Here is a 21,600-nt window from a genome sequence, read left to right on the forward strand (position 1 = left end):
TCTTGGACCAGAACGTGCATGATTTTTTTGTACTGGGCCCAGTCTGCACCTTCCCCTACACTGGAAGGTCAAGTGTGAAAGTTCCCGATATGCGGGCGAGAGGCACAGAGTGCGCATTGGTGAAGTGGCCGCGGCCGTTGGCATGACAACCAAAACCCTGAGATTTTACGAAGACCGGGGACTGCTTCCCGCCGCTCAACGAGCGGCCAACGGGTACCGTTTCTATGGGGACGAAACAGTCACTCGGCTAGATTTCATTCGCCGGAGTCGTGGCGCGGGGCTAACCCTGGACCAAATCAGTGACATCTTGCGCATCCGTGACGCCGGCCAGGCTCCCTGCACGCATGTGAGTGACCTTCTGGCCAGGCAACTGACGGATCTGGACTGGCAGATCGCCGAGCTGGTCGCCCTTAGATCCACTGTCGCCCGATTCCATGACGCCGCCGCCGTCGCTGATCCTGCCGCGTGCGACTCCGAACGAATCTGCAGTTACCTCTGAAACGTTCTCAGCCCAGACGCTCGACGCGCCGCGGCGCTAGGGGCATCGATCAAGTGCTGAATTTATTGCTCATGCCGCGAACGCATTTCCCACCGCGGACTTCGTAATCGAAGGCCTCGAATCCATCGACGCTGGCACTAATTCGGTCGGTGGGGTTCTGTCGTGGCACTCACTCATTCACTACGAGCCCGGCGCGATCCAGGTACCTTTGCGCGAGTTCAGCCGCGTGATCAAGCCTGGAGGCACACTGCTTGCGATCAGCGCGGAGCTGGGCCGCGCCGGCTTCGACGTTCTCGAATCGCATGTGCGGAAGACTGCAGGCCAGCGCCCGCAAGCGGCGGTCAGTGCTCGACGCCAGGATGCTCGCTGAGGGATCCTGTCTGAATGAAGAATAATGACCGCCAGCGAGGCCGAGTCATCTCCTCGAGATTGCATGAGTGCATGCTCGGCCCGGCGGCTGCTAACGCCAAGGGTTTGGGATCCGTGTGCGCGTACGACACCACCCCGGGGGTGCCACCCAACTCCGCGATCACGAGCATTCCCACTAAAAAGCTTGCACGAGCCGTTTTTCCATACCCATCAGTTTTACCCCGGCCACACACTCTACTGACCTCTCTCGGCCTGGGTCGCTGGATCTAACGGGGCGCCTGGATTGTCGGCATCTGCATGCGAATGGAGGCCTGCTGATCATGTAATCCGGTCGATTCCAATCCGGCTGCAGACTCCAGTTGATGACAACCTAAATCGTCCCGCAAGTGGTTCGGCTTGCGGGTACGAAACTCGACCGGTAGCGACGCAAGAAACCCCGTGGGAGGAATGAGCCTCAATGAACTCTCAATGCACGCAAGGCGTTCATCTCCATCCCAAAGAGATTTGGAAATTCCTCGGCTCAGTCTGCGCGGCCCACGGCTTCCGCCGCGTCTATGAAGGCGAACCATTGACCGCGCAGCGCTTCCCTCTGCGTATGATCGATCGCCGTGAGGTCATAGACCTTGCGAGCGGGACCAGACTCGCTTTGCTCCCAGCATGCGACGATCGCTCCCTCGTCCTCGAGTCGTACCAGCGCGGGATACAGTTGGGCGCCCTTGATGGGTCGAAGCCCCGCCGACGCGAGGGACTGGGAGATGCCATATCCGTGCCGTGGCGCGACCGAAAGCACGTTCAGAATGAGCATCGGCAGGGAGGCCATTCGGACGAAACTCTAATTCTTGTTTCCCGTTCGGGGTTCCGCTACTGCGTACCGATCACGCACTTTCATACCTTCAAAAGCATGGAAGCGCAGGAATCGGTACGCCGTTGCGTACCGATTCCTGCTGTCCGTTGAATTACCTGGCGTCCCGCCCCCGGGCAGCTGACTCGATGAGGTTGTCTCCTGCGACAGCGTTCTCGGACGTTACGGCTTCGGTCCAGGCGCTCGTCGTGGCGACCGCAGCCCAATTGGAGTTCAGGACGGCCATGATTGTCTCGTGCACCCGCTTTGCCGGCGCAGAACCGGCGGAATTCACGATGTCGATGGCTCCGGTTGCATCCGACAGCACCTCAACGGTGAATCCGAGGGGTTCGGCAGCGGCGGCGGAACCGATAACGCAGTTGTTCGTCATGTAGCCCACGATGGTGATTGTGTCGATCCCGCGCTCGCGCAACCATTCCTCGAGGCCAGTACCCGCGAAGATGCTGGCGAATGACTTCGTGAAGCGATGGGCCACGTTGTCGGCGCGCTTCGCGATCTCGGGGCGCAATTCGAAGGTCGACGACTCCGGCGCGAAGACCGGGAACCCCGCAGGGGATTGATGTTGCCCAACGACGACCGGAATGCCAGCCTGCTCAGCAACGTCCATCGCCTCGGCAATACGAATAAGTGACTCATCGCGTGCGGGGTATTGGATCGGCAGCAGTCCTTCGAAATACTCTTGTTGGGCGTCGATGACGATCAGGGCGCGGCGGGGTGAGGACATGGGATCTCCCTTGGTTAATGTGGTGAGATGGGACTTCCGGCGGATGCCCGGAGGTCTACCAATCAAAACATGGCACTATCCTGACGTTCTTAGATAAGGGTGCCTGACGCGTAGTTGGTCTGATCGACGACTGGTCCCCGCGGCCTTGAACGAACTCGGCAGTAACGGCGGCTCCACGCACCAACGGGTCATCGTGTTCCTGACCGATGGCGATGGGTATTACAACAAATCGTCCACAACACGGTCCGCGGCCAGCGACAGCGACGGCGAAGAAGCCGGGCAACTTACGACCGGCGGCGCTTTCGGGCGTGGGGCGTACTACGCTTCATTGTACTCTGACCACCGACTGACGCGTATCCTGCACGCGAGCCGGGCCCACCGAAAGAGGTCGACAGTTGCGCCGCCGCCGTTCTGGTCGCGAAGCCGCCGAGCACTGCTGCAAGCTTCGACCGCTGAGAGTCGCGGTTCGGCTGCGCCGCCGACATCCCGATGCAAATAGGTGGCGCACAAGGTTGGCTCACCCCGACCCGCGAGGGGTTCTCCTTACGGGCGGCCCTTATCTAGTGAATCTCGTGGGCGGGGTGTTGGGCGTCGTAGTCGGCTCGTGAGTGTCCAATGTTTTCGCGGTGCTCGAGTGACCAGTCGGCGAGTTGTTTGACGAGGTGGGTCAGGCTGCTGCCGAGCGACGTCAGCTCGTACGTGACCTGAGCGGGGACGGTGGGGTAGACAATCCTGGTGACGAGGCCGTCGCGTTCCAGCCGGCGCACGGTGAGGGTCAGCATCCGTTGGGAAATTCCGTCGATGCCGCGTTGCAATTCTCGGAAGCGACGTATGCCTGAGGCGAGTTCAACGATGACGAGGACGGACCATTTATCGCCCACTCGGGTGAGCACATCGCGGATTCCGCAGTCCGGGTGCTCGTCCAGGCCGCAGGGATCGATCGAGGCGGTTACCTGAATGTGACTGTCTGACACGAAAGTGCCTCCTTGTGGAGTGCCGGTGAGTTACCGAGGATGAGTCTAGTTACTGTTCAGAACCACCGAGGGGACTTGCATATGATTTTGGTTACCGGAGCATCCGGCCAGTTAGGTCGTGCCATCGTCGAGCGACTGGCCGGCGCGAGCCAGCCTGTCATCGCGGGGACGCGACGACCGGCTGACGGCAGCGAGCAACGCCACGTTGACTTCGACGAACCCGGTTCTTTGGACTTCACCGGTTTCGCCACGGTCGTGATGGTCTCCGCGGGCTATGAGGAAGATGACGTGGTGATTGCCAGGCATGAGAACGTCGTAGCGGCCGCGGAACGCGACGGCGTGCAACACCTGATTTACACCAGCGTCGCCACAGATGGGGATCATTTGGGCTTCGCCCTCGCGCATCGCTGGACTGAGCGGCGAATACAGGGCAGCACTCTGCGGTGGACGATTCTGCGCAATGGTCTATATGCCGAGCTCTTCGGATCGTTGCTCGCGCCGAGTGCGGGTGTCATTACCGCGCCGTTCGGCTCCGGTGGCGTGGCTGTGGTGACCCGCGCTGACTTGGCCGAGGCAGCAGCCAACGTGGCGGCCGCCCCGGATCGCCACATCAATCGTGTGTACGATCTGGTTGGGTCGCACGCGATCACGGCCGGCCAAGTCGCCGAGGGGGCTGGCTTGCTCTATCGCCCAGCTTCTCTTGGCGGTCACCGTGCTGCTCTGGAACAAAGCGGGCTGCTGCCCTTTCAGCCGGCGATGCTCCTCTCGGCCTATTCGAGCGGGGCACACGGTTTTCTTTCACGAACTTCCAGCGACCTCGGCGATCTCCTTGGCCGCACGCCCACTGACCCCGAACCTGTTGCGGTGCGCATCGTGGAACAACTGATTGCTGCCTGATCCCCAGTTTGTGCCCGTCAGCTTCCCCTTGCGGGTATCAAAGCTTGATCTGTCGGAATAGGGCGATTGGAGCCAGGTCAACTCGGTCCTCAGCCTTAGGCGCCGAGGAATCGGATCGTGTCGAATCGTGTCCGAAGAACTGGAGCGTGCAGCGAGCCGGGTTTGCGGAAGGCAGCTCTCAGCGCGGTGAGGTTCAGGCACGATCGGATGTTGGTGGCTCTTTGCGGTCGAGTAAATCACGGTCTACGGGGAGGCATACAAACTGCTGTAACTCCTTAGACGGTTTCGACCGCTTTCCGTCGGCTTCCGGGAAAAGAACCGTCACTTCAGGTCCCACTTCCTGCTGGACTCTGGCCGCAAGTTCGTGACCTTCGACGAGGTAATCACAGAACGTCTCATCGTTTGTGGCTGTCGCTTCTCTTCCCGGCATAGACAGCCAGCGGTTGTTCCATTCGTGCAGTGTGCTGATCAGTAGCTTGGTAAGTCCCAGAGTTGCTGGTTCGAGCCGATCGTTAGTCATGTCAATCACAGCCGAACGGTCCACAAGTGGCGAGCCCTGTTCCCGCGGTTGGAGCAGAATGCGCGACGGTTTTGCCCCGATACCCACAGAAACCGGCGAATGTCATCGTTGTGGGTCAGCGCCTCGAACTCAACATCTGACATCTCCCACATCTGTTCCACAATGGTTTTCTGTGGGGGTGTGGCGGCGAGAAGACGCGGCCGTCCGCCTCGCCCGCGATCCAGGCCTCGTTCTTTGGACGCCCAATCTGCGGCACCTGACAGCGCTCCTCGTCTGAGTCCACATAGAGAACGACGAGTCGCGGACCAAACTCTCGCTGGGCGTCTGCGGCGAGCAGGTGACCGTCAACGACGAACGCAAGGTGCTCTTTTGGTGACAGCCACTTGAGGTTGGACCCCATAAGTGTTTCGAAGCGCTCGTTCCAGCGGACGAGTCGTGTTTCAAGCTTTTTCGAGAGTCCGAGCACCCCGCGTTCAAAAGGCCCGAACCACATGTCAGGAGAGGGGGACTTGTCCCAAAGCGGCAGCAACTGGCCATACTCCGCCATCAGAATGACCCTGGTTGGAAATGGCACAAAGACCATCCCCCAACCATATCGAGTCCAAAAGGCAGGACTTTGAGACAGTGTGCCATATCGCCGCAACGTCTTCGCTCTGTTCCTGGCAGGATTTTCGGAGGGGCTCAAGCGAGACGGCTGTCCCGTGGAGGGGTTCGGCGTGCCGGACGCCATAGGTGGAGGACAGGTTATTGTTCGTGGCGGGCCGGAAACACCGGCGCCTATTTTGTTCGTTTGATAGCGCGGTGTGATCGCTGTCACCCGGTGGCGGCTTGGGCGCACGAGTCATCCTGCGCTGTTTGCCCGGTGAGTCCGTTCAACGCTGGAACGGTCGGCTGCGGGGCGGGGATGGCGGTTTCGCTCGGCGCCGGCGTTGACGTTTCGACCGGCACCGGTGCATCCGGTGTTGGTGCCGGTGTTGGCGTTGTTCCCGGAAGGGTGAAGGGTTTATCGGTGGCGAGTTTGGCGAACATTTCGGCGGCCACCGCTTCCGTGGGAACGACTTTGCCGGGGAAGTCGGAGTCTTCGGTCGTGCCGGGATATTGCACGAACAGCAACCGATCCAGGTCGATGTCTTGGAGGGCCAGGGCCATGGACACCATGGTGTCGATGTTGGCGAGGGACGTCGACAGCTTAATATTGGTGGCCGCAGCATTGGCGAGGTTGATCAGGGTCGGAATGCTCGTGAGTGTTCCGTTGCCCTGAACCGTGCGCATGAGTGAGGCCATATAGATTTGTTGTGAGGAAATCCGTGCCAGGTCGCTTTGGTCGCCGACGCCGTGGCGGCTGCGCAGAAATGCCAGTGCGGTGTCCCCGGCGACGACGCTCGTGCCCGCGGGCAGATACAGGCCTGCGGAGTCGTCGTTGATGGGTGCAGTCAGGCAGATGGGCACTCCGCCGACAGCGTCGCTCATTTGCACGACCCCGTTGAACGAGATAAGTCCGGCGTACGGGATGGTGAGTCCCGTCAGCTCGGACACGGTCTTGACCACACACGGTAGCCCGCCACGCGACATGGCCTCATTGACGGGGCGTGCGGCCATCGCCGAAAACTCGGCACCGCTCTCGCCATCCGTGCACGTGGGGTGCGGCACGATGAGGTCGCGGGGGATGCTCACGACGACAGCGTTACTGTGGTCTGCGGACACGTGCACGAGAATGTTCACATCGTTGCGGGTGCCGTGGCGTTCACCGTAGGCCGCGCTCTGGACCGCGTCGTTGTCGACGCCCACCATGAGAATGTTAAAGCCGTTTTCGTAGCTTTCGAGCTGTGGGACGGGCGCTGCCGTATCGCCAGCGGTGATGTCGATGGCGTTGTCGTCGACCGTCTTGCTGAAGTTCCACACCGCAACAGCAGCCACGGCTGAGGTGCTGACCACGGCAACGGTCAGCGCGGCCGCCACCAGTTTGACGGCAGTGGCATACGGATTCGATCGCTTTAATCGACCATGCCGTGCGATCCCGACCATCCGTTTGCTTCGCCTGCTCATGTCTGCCAAAAATCCCCGTTCATTGCGCCCGGTCTATGACCGAACGTCCTCTCACCATCGCGACCGATGATGTCCTCCTTGGTGGCACCCCCGTGGGGGCATCGTGACTACGTCGTCAGCGACGACCCGTCGCGCTGCCCGAGTTGCGTCAGCATTTCTGTCACGAACGGTGTGATGTCGACCGATTGGGTGCTCGGGGCATCGATTGTTTCAGGTCGGATCGGTGGAACGGGTGTTGCGCTGTCGGTCATGATTTCCTTCCGAGTGTCAAGGTCTCGTGCGCTTCTTCGCGTGGCATGGGTTGCCTATTGCCGGTGAGTCAAGGCGGCGGCCGCAGCGGTAGCCGAGCCGTGCAAGTCGGCGACTCGTCAGTGCTTGTTGTCGTTGCCCATGTTGTGGACGGCGTAGCCCCAGCATCCAGCGTCGTCCCAGTGGTAGTCGGCGCCAGCTCCGGTGTCACCGTCGAGGGCGAGTCGGGCGGCTGCCTGCTCGGAGGTGGGAAGAGTGTTGACCCACGTCACTGGACGCACGGCATTGTCGTTGTCCCTTTCCCAGAATGGTTCGAAGGTGTATGCGTATCCTTTGTCTCTCATGCAGGCCGCCGTGATCGTCTGCGTTTGCATCCACTCGCGCTCGTTGGCCTGTTCGTCGGGGGTCATCGCTGTGAAGGCGTCGGATAGCAGCGGATCGACGATGTCGGAAGGTTCGATGGAGTCCGCGTCCGACGTTTCCGTCGTTGTTGGGGTCCCAGTTGGCGCGAGGATAATCGCATCGGCGGAGACGACTGCCGCGGCGGGGACGTCACTTTCTGCCGCGTGTGTGGTCGGCCGGTCCGGGTCGGCGTGGTTGAGCGTTGCCGCCGCGCCCATTCCGAAGACCGTCAGCGAAAGGGTGAGAAACGCTGCTCCGACCACACCGATGCTGAGCGCAAGTTTCTTCTTCATCGAGCCATCTCTCCAATAGTTTTGAGTCGGGTGCTGGTATCTGCCGGGGTGTTCCGGCGTTCCGGCCACCACCAGATCGCTGCCGCAGTGAAGAACATGCCGAGCCCGACGATGAGGCTGTTGCTAGCAAGCTCCCACCCAGGCATCGTGAAGGTCAGGGCTCCCACCGTTGCGCTCAGGGAATAGAGCTGAAAAAGCCCAAAGTGAACGAGTCCGAAACTCGGAAGCACCATGATGAGAGCGCCCCCGACACGAGTCCGCCGTTGAAGTAACAACACAAGCCCACAGGCAGCGAGGGTAGTGAACGTCCCGATTGTTATGGCGGTCGCGGAGCCAGGTCGAATCTGCTCCCCGATCGTGCTGAGTACAATCCGGGTGAGAACGAACAGTCCCCAGCCCAGCACCGCGGAAGCCGCGACCAATACCAGCGACGATACGGCTTTCTCAATTCGAAGTCGGCGAAAGCGGGTCGGGTCTGCCAAGGCGGCTTTTCTGCGCTGTGCGTGACGCCAGGTCAGGTCGGCCGGAGCGCCCCTCACCGCACGGCTGAGAATCTCGCGAGCCGCCGCGCGTGGCGTAGTTCCCGATTCATCGGCCCAGATCGCGTGTTCATAGAGGTCCGAGGCAAGTTCGTCCCGCCGCGTGGCAGCGACCTCGACATCAACTTCGCGGGTGTACCACGAGCACCAGCGAGAGACACGGGAAACGGCGTGATGATAGAAAGTGGACGTCAAGATACTCATGCGAAAGTCACCCCTGCCTGCGCGATGCGGGGCACGCTTGCCTCGGTACGGTGCGTTTCCACCTGGGCTTTGACGAGGGCACGCGAACCTTCCGCCGTGACCGTGTACAGCCGGCGACGGGGCCGACCCTCGGATTCGGCGCTGGCCGGTTCTTCCCAGCTGGCATCGAGGATGCCGGATTCAGCCATCCGAGACAGCGCCTTGTAGAGGGTGCCGTGCGACGTGAGCGCGGAACCGTCGCGGGAGGAGAGATGCTTTGCCAAAGCGAAGCCATAAAAGCTGCCCTCGCTCGCTTGGAGCGCGAGCCCGCTCTCTAGGATGTCGACCTCGATCGGAAAAAGTGTGCCGGGTCGTCTGCGTGCCATAAGGCCAACTATAGGAAGATAGCTTCCGATAATCAAAACCCGTCCGCGTGGCCTGAGCTCGAACGTCCCGTAGGACGTTCGGTTTGCGGGACGTGCGAGTTTTCGCCACAGAATTATATGGAATAGGCTCAGAAATCGATCTGGGGGCCAACCGTGCACGCACTTCCACTTATGGTTTCGAGAGTTCATCTCGCGGGCGAAGTAAGCATTCATTCTCCAGGCAGGAGGAATCAAGCAGCTGCGGTCGTCGGCCTGGTTGCCCTCGTCATCTCAATCGCTGGCTCCGGGGTTCCCGCTTTTTGGAGTGACGAGGTCGCGACGCTTCGGGCGGTCCGGCTCAGTTGGCAGGAGCTCTTTGCGTTTGTCGAACACAAGGATGCGGTGCACGCCGCGTACTATTCCCTGTTAAAGCTATGGGTGGGTATGTTCGGCGAGTCCGAGTTGGCGACACGGTCGCTCTCAGCGCTTGCCGTTGGCGCTGCGGCTGCAGGGCTGGTCGTCTTGGTCACGTCTATGACGAGCCTGCGAGTTGCCGTCATAGCAGGTGTGATCTTTGCTGTGCTCCCGCGCACGACCTCCATGGGTATCGAAGCTCGCTCGTTTGCGCTGAGTGCAGCGGTTGCAGTGTGGGTCACCATCGTCCTTCTGGTGGCCGCGCGCACCAGAGACTGGCGCTGGTGGGCCTTTTATACGGTCACTGTCGCAGCCGGAACCTATATTTTCTTGTATACCGTGCTCATCCTCGCCGTTCACTTTGTTTTCTTGCTTCTGGACTATCGCGCGCGCCGCGTGCTCGCGGCGTGGTTGTTCGCCGCATCTAGCGCCGTGGTGGCGGCACTCCCGATTCTTGTTGTGAGCGTTCAGCAGAAGGAGCAGATTGCATGGCTATCCGACCTGCCGGTCGTCACTATATGGACTATTTTCGCGAAGCCAGCGTTTGATGGTTCCTGGCTTGTTGCGGCACTCGCGTGGTGCGCCTTGCTCGTGCTCGCTTTTCGGTGTCGAAGAATCTGGTCAGGACCGCATGGCAGCGCATTTCGCCTTGCTGCGTCCTGGTTTTCAGTTCCGCTTGTTGTACTTCTGACCGCCGATGCCCTTGTCGGCCCCCTGTACAACGCCCGGTATCTCTCCTTCACCGCTCCGGCGGTCGCCGTTCTTTTGGCGATTGCTTTCACGCTATCGGCGCGGGCGATCGTCGTCTGGGCATTGATTGGCGTTCTGGTGTTAGCCAGCGCGCCCACTTACATCTCCCAGCGAGGACCGTTCGCGAAGGACGGAGGCAGTGATCTCTCCCAGATTGCCGACTACATTCACTCCAACGCGGCCCAGGGCGACGGAATTTACTTGCAGGATACTGGCAAATCCACGCTCAGGCCGCGGCTGGCTCTCTACGCCTACCCAACGGCGTTCATCAGCACCGAAGACATTGCATTCGAGGCACCTTTCACGACGACGGGTACTTTTTCCGATGAAACACGATCACTCGATGAGATTGAGTCGAATCTGGTAAGACTCGAACGCATCTGGGTTGTCACGGCTGGCTCAACAGGTACCGATGCTGTCCGGAAGATAAACGCGGCCTTCCACTCGATGGGGTTCTTCGACACCAGCTCGCACCAAACGAATCGTTCCGTCATCACCCTGTACGAACGCTAACGTGATCCCGAGGGGGGTGCAGAAAATCACTTGAGAACACTCCTTGAATTACTTGCGCGCTGCGGTCTTGGGGATGGACTTCGACAAGGCGCTGACGCGCACAGGTGCCGACGTCCCACAAGAAGTTGGCGGATTCACTTGGCCGTCGCGACATTCGATTTTTGTGAGTTGTAATCACCCATCCAATCGTGGTGGGCGGCCTTCTTTTTGAAGAGCGAAACTGGCCTACTTCTCAACGAGCGCTGACAGCTACGTTGGCGGAGCGTCGGACACGATTCACGATGCTGGTCCACCTCCCCGGTGATTCGGCGCAGTAGGGTTCGCGATGGGCGGGCTCACCGCCTTCTTTGCTCTGCTCTTGATATCGCTCTTGACAAGGAGATCTTTCGAACTCAGGTCTGTGCTTCGGGCACCAGCGGTACACCGGTAGTCGCCCGGCGATTGACGCGGTCGGCGAGAACAATGGCGATGACACCAAGCAGTACCGTACCGCCGATCCGGGCAAGGCCGTCTAGTCCCATCAGGAGCCAGGTCACCAGATTGGGTCCGTATGTGGTGGCTGAGCCTCCGCCCAGGACTTGCAGTAACAGCCAGGTCACGGTTAGTGCCGCCACGACCCCGGCTGGCACCCAGTTCCACGGAGCCGGCACGGCGCCGAGCCGGGCGATCTGCATGACCGCGACCAATGCGAGAGCGAATTGCACGAACGAGTCCGCGTAGGCGAAAGACATCAGTACGGTCGGAGTGGGGTCGTTCGAGAAGACATCGCCAATAACGCCGTACAGCACAGATCCAAGAAGGAGCCAGAGGGCCAACAAAGCGAGAGCGATAGTGCCGACCGGGCGGCGCGCTGTAACGCTGCCCGCGCCGCGCACGCCGAAAGCGAACACTAACAGGGCGGCGGAGAACAGAGCGGGCCCCACCGTCTCGGCGTACGGGAAGAGCGAAGGCTGCGCGATCACCGTGATAACGACCGAGGCCAACAGTAGCCCCCCGCCGATCAACAAAGCGAGGGAGGCGGGTGATACTGGGCGGTCACGAAGCTGTGAGTTTGCCATGCGACCGAGTTTACTCAGAGCGCGCGGCACGTCTAGTCAGGTCACAAGAGAGACGCAGCCGTGATGGATCATGCCGGGCTCGTCCTGCCGGTGCTTCTAAAGTCGAATCATGAACTTTTTCTTCGTGAATAAGCAATACCAAGTGTGAGCACAGACAACAAAGTGATCGAGCGATCGGTCGGTAGCCCGGAAGATTTCGCGACGCTGTTCGACCGGCATGCCGTCAAAGTCCACCGATATGCGGCTCGGCGGATCAGTCCTCAAGTCGCCGATGACATCGTGTCGGAGACTTTTCTGGTGGCGTTCGACAAGCGCGCCACGTTCGATGTGACGGTAGCGGATGCTCTTCCCTGGTTATTGGGGATCGCGACGACGCTGCTCAAGCAGCACGCTCGTCGGGAAGCGGTCGCGTGGAAGGGCATGCTCGCAGAGATTGCTGCGGGCGTCACTCCCGATGCGATCGAATTAGCGGGCGCGCGCATGGATGCGGAACGGTCCGTGAAACGGATCACCACCGCCCTGCGCCGGCTCTCACCCGGTGACCGTGACGTCGTTCTGCTCTACGCGTGGGGCGATCTTGACTACGCCGGCATCTCTCTCGCGTTGGGTATCCCGGTCGGTACCGTTCGGTCTCGTCTGAACCGGGCTCGACGCCTTCTTCGCTCTGCTCTTGATATCGCTATTGACAAGGAGATCTTTCATGGACGAACTGACACTGCTTCGCAGCGCTCGATCTGACGTCACCGCCCCCACACCGCACGCGTTGAACGAGGCCCGCTCGGCGTTGTTGACGCACATCGAGGATTCCCGCCGTCCGACGGCGGCGCTGGCGACGCACATGCGGCGGCCTGTGCTGCGACGGATCGCCTACTCGACGTTGGGCACGGCAGCAGCGGCAGCCATTGTCACCGGCTTGGTCATGACCGATTTAGTCGGCCTTGCGGGGTGGCGGGGAGGGGCGGATGCCGCGGCCGCGGCCGTGCTCCGTGATACCTCCGGCCTGGCAATCGCGTCGTCTGACCCGATTTTGCAGCCGGGCCAGTATCTTCGGGTGGACACGACCGCTGTCTATGGTGGGGCCGCAGCGGCTGAGGGCAATCGTCAGATCGGATTTCTCACGATCGACGAGGGGCAGATGTATATACCGGCCAACCGTGATGACGATTGGGTGTGGATGCGAGGCCTACGCAAACCGTATCAATCGTTCGGGCCGGAATCGGAAGCGGCCGCCCAAGACGATTGGAATCGCCAACTTGCCAAGCGCGGCACACCTGACTACCAAGAGAATGTCCGCGCACCGGGAGGCACGTTCTATGCGACGAGCAGTCCCAATCTCGACAAGCTGGACGGACTCCCCACCGACCCCTACCGCCTGCTCAACTACATCTACCGCATTACGCTCGGGTCGGGACCGTCCCCCGACGCCGCGGCATTTACCTGGATTGCCGACAGCCTCCGAGGATTTGGCGCCAAGGCTGAGATTCGTGCAGCACTCTACGAGGCCGCGGCGATGATTCCCGGCGTCGTCATCACGGACAGCGCAGCTACGCTGAACGACCGCACCGGGGTGTCCATTGGACGGACGGAACCCAGTGACGGCCTCCGTCATGACATCATCATCGACGCCCGGACGGGCCGACTTATCGGAGAACGCGCCGTACTCGTGGATCCGACGAAAAAATCACCCTTCCCCGTGGGAACGAGCGTCGCGTGGACCGCAATCACTATTACCGTCGTGGACGAAGCGCCCGCGGGCGGCAAACTGTATGGCGACATGGGCTTGCCGGGGTAGCGACGACCGAACTATCGCCCCTGCTACAGCGGAAGCGGCGACTGCATCGGCGGCTGAGTCTCGATACGGGCGAGCGCCGGCCTCCACATACTTTTGCGAGTAGTCCCCGCGAGGTTCTTCACTGCGATCTCAGCTCAAGCAAACCGGCAGAGGGACCTCGATCGTCTTTCCAGGTGTTCCGGTCACCGTTCGGCTTGCGGGAAGCAGCGACGCTCTCAGCACAACACGACTACGGGCACGGTGAAGCTAGGTGACGCGCCCACCGAATAGGTGGCACCATCTACTCCTGAAGAATTCGGCGCGGTCGGCCGAATGGCTCAGGGGCGCCCTCACCGCCGCAGTGCTCTCTATCGTGAGCGAGGAAGAAACCTACGGGTATCTTGTCGCCCAGCGACTGAAGGCAGGCGGGCTCGGAGTTGTGAAGGACGGGACCCTCTATCCACTCCTAAGCAGGCTGGAACAGGATGGCGATGTGGTCACGTAGTGGAGGGCAAGCGCAGGTGGCCCTGGACGTAAGTGCTATTCGATATCTCCGACTGGCGAACAGCACCTCAGAACGTTACGAATCGACTGGCAGATCTTCTCTGACCATGCCACGGCCATCATTTCCGGGGAGAAGCTTCAATCATGACCGAAGCAGCACTGGAAAAATATTCGGCGGAGCTTACGGAGATACTCGAACTTCGCGGTGTTCCCGAGGAAGAGATCACGCAGATCGTGCGCGAGGTTGAAAGCCACGCTGCCGAATCCAGTGAGGACCCAGCCTTCGAATTTGGGACACCGAGCGAGTACGCCGACAACTTCGCGCCGAGGTTCCACATGATCCGTTGATGGGCACTGATCGTCTCTTCCTCGCCCCGTCGCTCGTGACCGGCTACCTACTCGCGGACGACGTCACCGCTCCAGAGGTGCGCACCGAGGCATCTAGCTGGATCAACACGGCAGTCAACGCTGGTGCCGCCGTTGCCGCCGTCATGGTGGGGTTCGCCATGGACGCCATGGACGCCATGGAGCCCCGTCTGGGATTCATCATCGGCGCCGCGGTGTCCTTCATCCTCTTGGTAGCCGCAACCGTGCCGATACTCAGAAACTCCAAATCCGCGCCCATCGAGGATCAATTGCAATCGGCGTAGGTAAAACGAGAACGTACATTGCGCCGAAACCTATGACCACTGGTCAAACCGGATCGGGACCATTCAAGCTGCTCCAGCTTTCCCAACGAGCGCGGCCAACAGCCGTATCGCCGATTACGGGCGACTCGCTCAGCGAATCGACTCGAGCAAATTCACGCTTCGACGCGCCTGCTGGTCGTCCGGCTTGCGGGCTGGTTCACGCCCGTCGGATTGGTGCGAACCCACCCTCGCTTTCGTCAAGGTTTTCCCAAGAGCCGAAGTCCAACATTTGCACATGAACGACTTCCTTTCGCCCACCGCGGCTGCCACCATACGTGAGCCCACCGTTTTTGATCCTCAACGACGGCGCAGACTGCTGGGCCCGCTAATCGGTCTTGGCGCGCTGTTTCTTGCTGCTGCTGTCATTGTGATCGCAATTCCGGGGGAACAGGCTGAGGGGACGCTGCTCGGCGCTTCCGGAACGGTGTCTGGCGGAATCGCTCGGATCAACGGTGTGGTACCGCTGGAGAGCGACGGCTGGCTGCCTGAAGAACCTGCCACCGTCCTCACCGAGTCGGTGGCCGACGGGACTCACCGGGTACGCATCATCCTCGAACTGACCGCGCTCGAAGCGGAGGGGCTTGAGTACAGCGCCAACGATTTCACGATCACCAGGCGGGGGCCGCCAAATCGCGTTTGCTCTGGGCGGACCCAAAATCGGCAATCCTTGCGCAGGGGGAGGTAATCACCGCGACCCAAGTGTTCGAAATTCCCAACCAGGCGATTGACCTGATCCTCGAAACTGACGCGGCCCGATTTGCACTGGGCGCTGGTCACCACACCGGCTGAACTCGCCACTCAATTCAGGGATTGGGTGCGCGAAACTTCGATCTTGTTCTCTCCAACGTCGGGAGTTGATCCTCAATTTTGGGGATACCGAACGCCAAACGCAGGGGATGCCCCGTGCCCGCCTAGATAGCACGATGGGGAGATCGAAAAATCCCATTAAAACCGAGGAATCCCATGACTTTTACTCGTCCCCGGCAAGACAACGACGTCAAAATGTCCATGAAGATCATTGGCGCGCTCACAATACAACGAGGAAACACGGTGCTTCACGCCCAAGATTTAGGGGGGCCTAAGCCTCGACAAATCCTGGAGATCCTGCTCATCAACTTTGGCCGCCCCGTCTCCAAAAACAGCCTCATTGATCTTTTGTGGAGTGATGCTCCCCCACAAAAAGCCATGGTGTCCGTTGAAAGTTACGTCAGTGTGCTGAGACGGCACTTGCAGCCGGGGTACGGGAAAACCGGGCCGCTGCGCACGACGACGGGTGGCTACCTGATCGACAGTACGACAGTTGATCTTGACCTGGCCCGATTTGACTCGCTGGTGCGCGAAGCGCAGTGGGTGAGCGCAGACGCCGCATACCCGCTCCTGCTGGATGCGCTCGCGCTTGCTACCGTTCCCCTTTTCACTGACGAGTTGACTCCGGTGTGGGCAGAGGAGGAGCGCCGCAGGCACGCCGCTGTCGTGACCAACACTCGCGTGTACGCGTCTGCTTTGGCTGCCGCCACCGGCAGGACCGGTGAGTCCATTTTCTGGGCGAATCAGGCTCTCCTCGATGACCCGTTGAATGAGGCTGCGTGGACTGCGGTAATCCTAGGGTTCGAGAAAGATGGCCAGCTCGCCGAGGGGCTCAGGGAATTCGCGCGCTACCGGTCGATGCTCGACCGTGAGCTCGGGTGCGCGCCCAGCGCGACCCTGCGAGAGGCTTACTCGCGGATGCTCATGGCTACGGCGAACAGTCACAGTGACCTCTCGGATGCGGTGACCGCGCTCCTTGTGCTGAACAACCAATTGTCACGCATCACGAACGGGAGCGTGCGACCACACGAGGGGTCGGATGACTCATACGCGCGGGCTGCGGTGCGAGCGGCGCAGCAGGTGCTTTCCTCGTTTCTGCGCCGGGTCAACGAAGCGGCGTGAAGCACATCTGCCGATAGCAGGGTTTCTATAAGGACGGTGAGAGAACTTTAGGCACACACGAATTTTCGAGGAGAACTCATGACAATCACACGCCGTCAAGTGTTGCTAATAGGTGGGATCGGTGCTGCGGGTGCTGCAGGTGCCCTCTGGCTGCCGCGCGAAACACTGAACGCGAAATCTATCAGCCGTCTTCCCTACAGCGAGATGCCGAGGCCGTTCAGAACGCCCCTCGTGCAGGCACCCATCCTTCGCCCCACCCGGGTCGAAATCGACCCGCTCGACGGCGCGCCAGCGAACTATTACTCTGTGTCCGAAATCGCCGCGAGTGCATCGATCTTGCCGCGCCTGAAAACGCCAATTCTTGGCTATAACGGGATTTTTCCCGGACCGACCCTCAGCGTCGACCAAGGAACGAAGGTGGTGCTCCGAGTGCGCAACAAGCTGCCGGCCACCCATCCGCTCGATGGTCATGCCTTGTCAACGTCGACGCATTTGCACGGCTCGGCGTCGTTGCCGCAGTACGACGGATATGCGAGTGACATCACGCCTCCAGGTTTTTACAAGGACTACCACTACCCCAACTTCCAGCCCGCACGCACCCTCTGGTATCACGATCACGGGGTGCATAACACGGCGCAGAATGCCTACTCGGGCCTTGCCGGACAGTATCACTTGCACGATCCCCTGGAACGGGCTCTTCTGCCTCAAGGGCCTTTCGATGTGCCGCTCACCATAACTGACGCAATGTTCGCAGTAGATGGCTCACTCGGGTATGACGACAACGACCACTCGGGTCTGTGGGGCGATGTCATTCTGGTGAACGGCAAGCCGTGGCCGGTGATGAAGGTACAGAAACGCGTTTACCGGTTCCGAATTCTGAACGCCAGCATTTCGCGTTCCCTCAGGCCTACGCTCAGCACGGGTGATCCTCTCGTAATTGTTGGCACAGACGGTGGGCTTATGCCGCGGTCCCGCAGCGTCGCAAACTACCGACACGCGGGGGCAGAGCGGTACGAAATCCTCATCGACTTTCGCAAGTACCAGACTGGTCAACGGATCGAGCTCCGGAACTTTTCCAACAAGAACAACGTTGACTACGACTTCACCAGTAAAATCATGGCGTTCGACGTGGTCGGCGACCCGGTTGACACCATGGATCCGACTTGGAACACCATTCCGACGACCCTGGTTGGCAGCGAAGTCATGAGCCTCACTGCCGCGCAATCAACCAAGACTCGGCATTTTCGGGTGAAGCGCAATGATTTGACCAACCTGTGGACCATCGATGACGGTTCCTGGCAGGCAGTCGTCGAGAGTGGCTTCACTAAGGTGGCCGCCAACCCCGCGCTTGACGCGACAGAAATCTGGGAATTCGAGAATAGTTCTGGGGGATGGTTTCACCCCATTCATATTCACCTCGTGGACTTTCAGATCCTCGGCCGCAATGGCAGAGCGCCGTTTCCAGCCGAGATGGGGCCCAAGGACGTCGTCTACGTGGGAGAGGGCGAAACCGTCAGGCTGCTCATGAAGTTCGGCCCGCATCGGGGCAAGTACATGATTCACTGCCACAACCTTCCCCACGAGGACCACGACATGATGGTGCAGTTCAGCGTCGGGCTAGCCGCAACCGACGTCGACCCCAACGACCCGATTTCGGCGGCACCTCCGGTATGGGACACCCAGGTATAGCGACTAAGGCACCCACCAGAATCATCTCGGTGATTATGGTGGGTGCCATTGTCATGCTCGCACTTCGCGTGTGGGTGGCCGCGCCGATGACGGTGGTTTCCGACAGCATGGAACCCACAGTGATGCAGGGCAGCATCGTTCTCGTTCATTCTGCGGCACCGTCGCTTGACGGCCCAACCGTGGGCCAAATGGTGGTCTTTCGCAGCCCTGAGGACGGCAAGCGCACGTTGAAACGTGTGGCTGGTGCCGCAGGACAAACTGTCGCTATTCGAGACGGCGCACTTTACGTTGACGGCGCACTCATCGTTGAGCAGTATGTGGACTCTCGCCAGATCGACGGAACGTTCTTTCACCGAGTTACAGTGCCCGCCGGCCATCTTTTCGTGCTCGGAGACAATCGCGCGATTTCGATCGACTCAAGGGATTACGGTTTCATTCCCATCGCCGACGTGGCAGGCACGGTTCTCTGGCCGTGGTGAGCGATCACCCAGCTGTGCTCGAATCAGCTTGAAAACGGGTCTCCTAACTCTTCCGCGATCAATTGCGTCCGCAGACTTTCTGTTTGTGGCCGCCGAGGCTGAGCAGGGTAAGGGCGATGGGGGCATCGGGTGATGTTGTGCCCAAAGCAATTGCGCAGGGGCGGGGCGGCACCATTTGCGGTGGCGACGGCCTCTCAACGCAAACTGAAAATGGGGCCAGTATCGCGGCGGTTTCTAGGGGGCGTTGCAACGCCGGGTGGTCTATTCAGTGATCAGTAGCCTAGTGAAGCGTTCGGCGGGGGATGAGATCACCCTCCCGGTTGCCGGGCACGGATCGGTCCTCTACCTCTGGGGGACGATCGCAGATCATGGTCATGCAAATCGGGATCGGCGTGCCTCGCTGCTTCTTCGTGGTTTGCGTCGTGCTTGGCCCTATTTTCCATCGGTGTTAATACGGCCCTGATCGGTTTCGACGTCTCGATCAACTCGATGCACAGCTCGTCTGTGAACTCCTGATGAAACGCCTAAGCGCTGCGGCCAGACGGCACACGAAACGGGCTCTCACCGCTGACGCCGTGAGAGCCCGTTCCCGTGTTATCTCGTAGCCGTTACCCAGCGGTCACGGCCACCGGACCCACGACGCCGCCCAGGGTGGAATCGATCCAGACCGAGCCGGGGTTGCTGATCGAGGTCCTGAGCCGGTAGGTAAACACTCCACCGGTCTGCGGCGCCGCCGCTGCCGTGATCGGCGCGCGACCAATGACAGGACCAGTCGGTCCGTCACGGTGGATTGTCACGGTGCCGCCGACCGACGAGCTGATTCCGTCGACTCTAAAGTCGCGCGTCTTCCATCTCGCGCCGGTGACAGTGATCTGGCTGGCGATCGGTGTGATTCGCACCTCATCGGTGCGCACGGCAGAACCCGAAGTCACAGTGAGCAGGAAGGTCAACGGATTGTTCGTCATCGGTGTCGCGAAGAGCGGCAAAGAGAACGTTGGATTGACCGTCGTGGGCCCGGTGAGGGTGACGCGGTCGGGATCCGTTAGCCCAGTGAGCACCTGCTCCCACAGGTAGGTCGTTTCCGTGCTGGTCGAGCGGCTGCCGTCGAGCACCACCGTGGTCGCGGTGACTGCCCGAGTGATCGCCTGATCGGCTCCCGCGTTAGCAACGAGAGCGCCGAGTGCTTGGACCGGATCGGACTTAGCCGATTCGGCGCCGGCGCCGTTTGCATTGCTCGCAGTGACCGTGAATTGATAGGTCGTATCTGGAGCCAAACCGTCGAAGACGAGTGTTGTCACGTCTCCTGCGGTGGTGCGCGCGGGACCCGAAACAAGTCCATCAGAGGTGTACGCCTGCACGGAATAACCTGTCACAGTGAGTTCCGGAGCTCCCGGGTTTGCAGCAGCCCAGTTCAGCGTCATGCTTCCCGTGCCGGCGATCGCTGGCGAGGAGAAGGTTGGCGTCGAGGGGAGAGGCTCATTCGTGATGGTCAACATCACTTGGCCCTGCGTCGAGATGTTGCCGGATGGGTCGACTGCGGCAAAGTTCACCGTAGTCGTTGCGTCAATGTTGAGGGGCTGCGTGTAGAGCACAGCGACCGTAGACAAAGTGCCGCCGGATAGAAAAACATCCGACCCGTCTGTCGTGTAGTAAATCTCCGCTGCCGCCTCATTGGAGCTCAGAGTGAGCTGCTGGGCGGTGCGGAACGACCCGCTCTGGGGGGAGGCTGTCGTTAGGGGCGCCACGATGTCGGTGACCGGGATGGCATGCACGGCGGGAAAGGTTTCGCCCGCGCTGCTCACTGAGACGAGGAAAACGTCATACGTCTCGGCTGGATTAAGCCCCGAGATCGTAGTGGTCTTCGCCGCAGCGGAGTCGATGCGCTTGCCAAATTCCGCGCGCTCTCCGTTGACGACCGTTTGCGCTACCGCGTGAACCCGGTATCCGGTGATCGCCGGTGTGCCGGGGATCGCTTTTGCTGGGGTCCACGTGATCTTGAGGGAATCTGCCACAGTGGCGGCGATGACATCGGTCGCTCCGGCTGGTCCTGATTGCAACGGACCGTTCGGGCATCCGCCCATTCCAGGACCGCCCAATTCGCCGAACTCGGCGATGGTGAGACCTTGGCGGTTAGCGGCGGCATCCTCGAGCTGCCAGGACATCACGCGCACACCGGTTCCGGCGGCAGCGGCAATGTTCGCAGCATCTTGGCTGTCGAATACGTAGGTGGCCGTGAAAGTGTTCGAGCCCGCAATGCCGTACTCGAGCGATGAGCTGTAACCGACGTTGGCTGTGAGCGGTCCAGGCACAGCGCGCACTTCCCGACGGGCGACAGCGGTGTTCCTGAACGCCGGTTCGACGATTCGCTGTTCAATCTGATTTTCATTTGCACCATCGCCAATAAAACCGGTGATGGTGACGGTGACGCCGTCGGCGGCGAGCACCGGCGTTGCGTTCACATATACGTCTTGGGTTGTGGTGTCACCGGCTGCAGTGGCACCGAACTTCATTGACACGAGGTCTCCGGGACGGATGTCGGGGGTAACTTTCAGCGTCGTGCCGGCGCCCCAGCAGGCGCCGCCCGGGTGGTTGATTTCGAAAGCGATGTCGCCCGCGCTCACCACCGATTCCGCTGAACCAATCACACCGACCCCGGGACGCGTAACTTCTACGGTTGCGATCTGGCCAATGCGGTCCTGGTAGCCCTCGATGGTGATGAAGTCGCGGTCCGGGAAGACGATGATGTTGTCGGGAAAAGTCGGGACAGCCGCCAAAGCGGCCGGTACGGCGATGATGAAGGGTGCGATCAGCACTGCTGCTGAGACTCCAAACACGGTCGCGCGCCTTACGGAAGAAATCCTGTTTCCAGGACCCGCCGCAGA

The 21,600-nt window shown here is 60.6% G+C and carries 25 protein-coding genes; 13 read left to right on the forward strand and 12 right to left on the reverse strand.

Annotated features, from left to right (window positions below; translation table 11 throughout):
- Positions 1 to 109: 109 nt before the first annotated feature.
- Both E3T27_RS02640 and E3T27_RS17265 read left to right on the forward strand, forming a co-directional pair.
- On the forward strand, positions 110 to 499 hold the full coding sequence (locus E3T27_RS02640) for a heavy metal-responsive transcriptional regulator (protein ID WP_104197394.1): 390 nt from the start codon (positions 110 to 112) through the stop codon (positions 497 to 499).
- Between the two features lie 64 nt (positions 500 to 563).
- Positions 564 to 869 (forward strand): class I SAM-dependent methyltransferase, encoded by a 306-nt coding sequence (locus tag E3T27_RS17265; protein ID WP_420898032.1) that lies wholly within the window; start codon positions 564 to 566, stop codon positions 867 to 869.
- 519 nt (positions 870 to 1,388) lie between these two features.
- On the opposite strand, the gene E3T27_RS02645 is transcribed toward E3T27_RS17265, so the two are convergent.
- The 3 genes from E3T27_RS02645 to E3T27_RS02655 all read right to left on the reverse strand — a co-directional run bounded on the left by E3T27_RS02645 (position 1,389) and on the right by E3T27_RS02655 (position 3,428).
- Positions 1,389 to 1,688, reverse strand: coding sequence for a PadR family transcriptional regulator (locus E3T27_RS02645; RefSeq protein WP_241992082.1), 300 nt, complete (start codon positions 1,686 to 1,688; stop codon positions 1,389 to 1,391).
- A gap of 136 nt (positions 1,689 to 1,824) precedes the next feature.
- Complete coding sequence (locus E3T27_RS02650; RefSeq protein WP_104197396.1) at positions 1,825 to 2,454, reverse strand: cysteine hydrolase family protein; 630 nt, start codon at positions 2,452 to 2,454, stop codon at positions 1,825 to 1,827.
- Between the two features lie 560 nt (positions 2,455 to 3,014).
- Positions 3,015 to 3,428 carry a winged helix-turn-helix transcriptional regulator gene (locus E3T27_RS02655; RefSeq protein WP_134571471.1) on the reverse strand — a complete coding sequence of 138 codons (414 nt, stop codon included), beginning with the start codon at positions 3,426 to 3,428 and terminating at the stop codon, positions 3,015 to 3,017.
- 81 nt (positions 3,429 to 3,509) lie between these two features.
- Here E3T27_RS02655 and E3T27_RS02660 point away from each other — a divergent pair, with 81 nt between their 5' ends.
- Positions 3,510 to 4,325: an NAD(P)H-binding protein gene (locus tag E3T27_RS02660; protein ID WP_134571472.1), complete on the forward strand. Its 816-nt coding sequence runs from the start codon at positions 3,510 to 3,512 to the stop codon at positions 4,323 to 4,325.
- 193 nt (positions 4,326 to 4,518) lie between these two features.
- Here E3T27_RS02660 and E3T27_RS02665 read toward each other — a convergent pair whose 3' ends face one another.
- The 7 genes from E3T27_RS02665 to E3T27_RS16430 all read right to left on the reverse strand — a co-directional run bounded on the left by E3T27_RS02665 (position 4,519) and on the right by E3T27_RS16430 (position 8,943).
- The gene (locus E3T27_RS02665; RefSeq protein ID WP_134571473.1) at positions 4,519 to 4,854 is read right to left on the reverse strand and encodes a hypothetical protein; all 336 of its coding nucleotides are present in this window, start codon (positions 4,852 to 4,854) and stop codon (positions 4,519 to 4,521) included.
- A gap of 106 nt (positions 4,855 to 4,960) precedes the next feature.
- Positions 4,961 to 5,428, reverse strand: coding sequence for a hypothetical protein (locus tag E3T27_RS02670; RefSeq protein WP_134571474.1), 468 nt, complete (start codon positions 5,426 to 5,428; stop codon positions 4,961 to 4,963).
- A 230-nt stretch (positions 5,429 to 5,658) separates the two neighbouring features.
- Positions 5,659 to 6,870, reverse strand: coding sequence for an LCP family protein (locus E3T27_RS02675; RefSeq protein WP_241992083.1), 1,212 nt, complete (start codon positions 6,868 to 6,870; stop codon positions 5,659 to 5,661).
- A 128-nt stretch (positions 6,871 to 6,998) separates the two neighbouring features.
- The gene (locus tag E3T27_RS16425) at positions 6,999 to 7,142 is read right to left on the reverse strand and encodes a hypothetical protein (RefSeq protein WP_166786072.1); all 144 of its coding nucleotides are present in this window, start codon (positions 7,140 to 7,142) and stop codon (positions 6,999 to 7,001) included.
- A gap of 117 nt (positions 7,143 to 7,259) precedes the next feature.
- Positions 7,260 to 7,835: a hypothetical protein gene (locus E3T27_RS02680; protein WP_134571476.1), complete on the reverse strand. Its 576-nt coding sequence runs from the start codon at positions 7,833 to 7,835 to the stop codon at positions 7,260 to 7,262.
- Positions 7,832 to 8,578: a hypothetical protein gene (locus E3T27_RS02685; RefSeq protein ID WP_134571477.1), complete on the reverse strand. Its 747-nt coding sequence runs from the start codon at positions 8,576 to 8,578 to the stop codon at positions 7,832 to 7,834. The genes E3T27_RS02680 and E3T27_RS02685 overlap by 4 nt, the downstream gene beginning before the upstream one ends.
- Entirely contained in the window at positions 8,575 to 8,943 is a 369-nt protein-coding gene (locus tag E3T27_RS16430; RefSeq protein WP_166786073.1) for a PadR family transcriptional regulator, read from the reverse strand. The genes E3T27_RS02685 and E3T27_RS16430 overlap by 4 nt, the downstream gene beginning before the upstream one ends.
- A gap of 153 nt (positions 8,944 to 9,096) precedes the next feature.
- On the opposite strand from E3T27_RS16430, the gene E3T27_RS02695 reads away from it, so the two are divergent.
- The gene (locus E3T27_RS02695) at positions 9,097 to 10,599 is read left to right on the forward strand and encodes a glycosyltransferase family 39 protein (protein WP_166786074.1); all 1,503 of its coding nucleotides are present in this window, start codon (positions 9,097 to 9,099) and stop codon (positions 10,597 to 10,599) included.
- Positions 10,600 to 10,991: 392 nt separating this feature from the next.
- On the opposite strand, the gene E3T27_RS02700 is transcribed toward E3T27_RS02695, so the two are convergent.
- A complete protein-coding gene (locus tag E3T27_RS02700; RefSeq protein WP_104197398.1) occupies positions 10,992 to 11,657 on the reverse strand; it encodes a hypothetical protein in 666 nt (221 codons plus the stop codon).
- 144 nt (positions 11,658 to 11,801) lie between these two features.
- Between E3T27_RS02700 and E3T27_RS02705 the strand changes: the two genes are divergently transcribed.
- From E3T27_RS02705 to lepB, 9 genes are all read left to right on the forward strand, one after another.
- A complete protein-coding gene (locus E3T27_RS02705; protein ID WP_241992084.1) occupies positions 11,802 to 12,395 on the forward strand; it encodes an RNA polymerase sigma factor in 594 nt (197 codons plus the stop codon).
- On the forward strand, positions 12,358 to 13,449 hold the full coding sequence (locus E3T27_RS02710; RefSeq protein WP_104197399.1) for a CU044_5270 family protein: 1,092 nt from the start codon (positions 12,358 to 12,360) through the stop codon (positions 13,447 to 13,449). Before E3T27_RS02705 ends, E3T27_RS02710 begins: the two co-directional genes overlap by 38 nt.
- A 352-nt stretch (positions 13,450 to 13,801) precedes the next feature.
- Positions 13,802 to 13,933: a PadR family transcriptional regulator gene (locus tag E3T27_RS17270; protein ID WP_198416458.1), complete on the forward strand. Its 132-nt coding sequence runs from the start codon at positions 13,802 to 13,804 to the stop codon at positions 13,931 to 13,933.
- A 143-nt stretch (positions 13,934 to 14,076) separates the two neighbouring features.
- Positions 14,077 to 14,280, forward strand: a complete 204-nt coding sequence (locus E3T27_RS02720) for an HAAS signaling domain-containing protein (RefSeq protein ID WP_134571480.1) — start codon at positions 14,077 to 14,079, stop codon at positions 14,278 to 14,280.
- A complete protein-coding gene (locus E3T27_RS02725) occupies positions 14,280 to 14,582 on the forward strand; it encodes a hypothetical protein (protein ID WP_134571481.1) in 303 nt (100 codons plus the stop codon). Before E3T27_RS02720 ends, E3T27_RS02725 begins: the two co-directional genes overlap by 1 nt.
- 274 nt (positions 14,583 to 14,856) lie before the next feature.
- Complete coding sequence (locus tag E3T27_RS02730; protein ID WP_134571482.1) at positions 14,857 to 15,306, forward strand: hypothetical protein; 450 nt, start codon at positions 14,857 to 14,859, stop codon at positions 15,304 to 15,306.
- A gap of 278 nt (positions 15,307 to 15,584) precedes the next feature.
- Positions 15,585 to 16,550 (forward strand): AfsR/SARP family transcriptional regulator, encoded by a 966-nt coding sequence (locus tag E3T27_RS02735; RefSeq protein ID WP_134571483.1) that lies wholly within the window; start codon positions 15,585 to 15,587, stop codon positions 16,548 to 16,550.
- A 78-nt stretch (positions 16,551 to 16,628) separates the two neighbouring features.
- Entirely contained in the window at positions 16,629 to 18,239 is a 1,611-nt protein-coding gene (locus tag E3T27_RS02740) for a multicopper oxidase family protein (protein WP_134571484.1), read from the forward strand.
- Entirely contained in the window at positions 18,221 to 18,718 is a 498-nt protein-coding gene (gene lepB, locus E3T27_RS02745) for a signal peptidase I (RefSeq protein WP_277612384.1), read from the forward strand. The genes E3T27_RS02740 and lepB overlap by 19 nt, the downstream gene beginning before the upstream one ends.
- 608 nt (positions 18,719 to 19,326) lie before the next feature.
- Here lepB and E3T27_RS02750 read toward each other — a convergent pair.
- Positions 19,327 to 21,552, reverse strand: a complete 2,226-nt coding sequence (locus E3T27_RS02750) for a fibronectin type III domain-containing protein (protein WP_241992085.1) — start codon at positions 21,550 to 21,552, stop codon at positions 19,327 to 19,329.
- Positions 21,553 to 21,600: the final 48 nt, after the last annotated feature.

The sequence above is a fragment of the Cryobacterium lyxosi genome (assembly GCF_004403345.1).
GTDB lineage: Bacteria > Actinomycetota > Actinomycetes > Actinomycetales > Microbacteriaceae > Cryobacterium > Cryobacterium lyxosi.

Coding starts and splice junctions, on each gene's coding strand:
- lepB (WP_277612384.1), top strand. CDS start 18,221: ATGGGACACCCAGGTATAGCGACTAAGGCACCCACCAGAATCATCTCG.
- E3T27_RS16430 (WP_166786073.1), bottom strand. CDS start 8,943: ATGGCACGCAGACGACCCGGCACACTTTTTCCGATCGAGGTCGACATC.
- E3T27_RS02685 (WP_134571477.1), bottom strand. CDS start 8,578: ATGAGTATCTTGACGTCCACTTTCTATCATCACGCCGTTTCCCGTGTC.
- E3T27_RS02730 (WP_134571482.1), top strand. CDS start 14,857: ATGAACGACTTCCTTTCGCCCACCGCGGCTGCCACCATACGTGAGCCC.
- E3T27_RS02645 (WP_241992082.1), bottom strand. CDS start 1,688: ATGGCCTCCCTGCCGATGCTCATTCTGAACGTGCTTTCGGTCGCGCCA.
- E3T27_RS02660 (WP_134571472.1), top strand. CDS start 3,510: ATGATTTTGGTTACCGGAGCATCCGGCCAGTTAGGTCGTGCCATCGTC.
- E3T27_RS02710 (WP_104197399.1), top strand. CDS start 12,358: ATGGACGAACTGACACTGCTTCGCAGCGCTCGATCTGACGTCACCGCC.
- E3T27_RS02675 (WP_241992083.1), bottom strand. CDS start 6,870: ATGGTCGGGATCGCACGGCATGGTCGATTAAAGCGATCGAATCCGTAT.
- E3T27_RS02650 (WP_104197396.1), bottom strand. CDS start 2,454: ATGTCCTCACCCCGCCGCGCCCTGATCGTCATCGACGCCCAACAAGAG.
- E3T27_RS02725 (WP_134571481.1), top strand. CDS start 14,280: ATGGGCACTGATCGTCTCTTCCTCGCCCCGTCGCTCGTGACCGGCTAC.
- E3T27_RS02720 (WP_134571480.1), top strand. CDS start 14,077: ATGACCGAAGCAGCACTGGAAAAATATTCGGCGGAGCTTACGGAGATA.
- E3T27_RS16425 (WP_166786072.1), bottom strand. CDS start 7,142: ATGACCGACAGCGCAACACCCGTTCCACCGATCCGACCTGAAACAATC.
- E3T27_RS02735 (WP_134571483.1), top strand. CDS start 15,585: ATGACTTTTACTCGTCCCCGGCAAGACAACGACGTCAAAATGTCCATG.
- E3T27_RS02680 (WP_134571476.1), bottom strand. CDS start 7,835: ATGAAGAAGAAACTTGCGCTCAGCATCGGTGTGGTCGGAGCAGCGTTT.
- E3T27_RS02740 (WP_134571484.1), top strand. CDS start 16,629: ATGACAATCACACGCCGTCAAGTGTTGCTAATAGGTGGGATCGGTGCT.
- E3T27_RS02700 (WP_104197398.1), bottom strand. CDS start 11,657: ATGGCAAACTCACAGCTTCGTGACCGCCCAGTATCACCCGCCTCCCTC.
- E3T27_RS02670 (WP_134571474.1), bottom strand. CDS start 5,428: ATGGTCTTTGTGCCATTTCCAACCAGGGTCATTCTGATGGCGGAGTAT.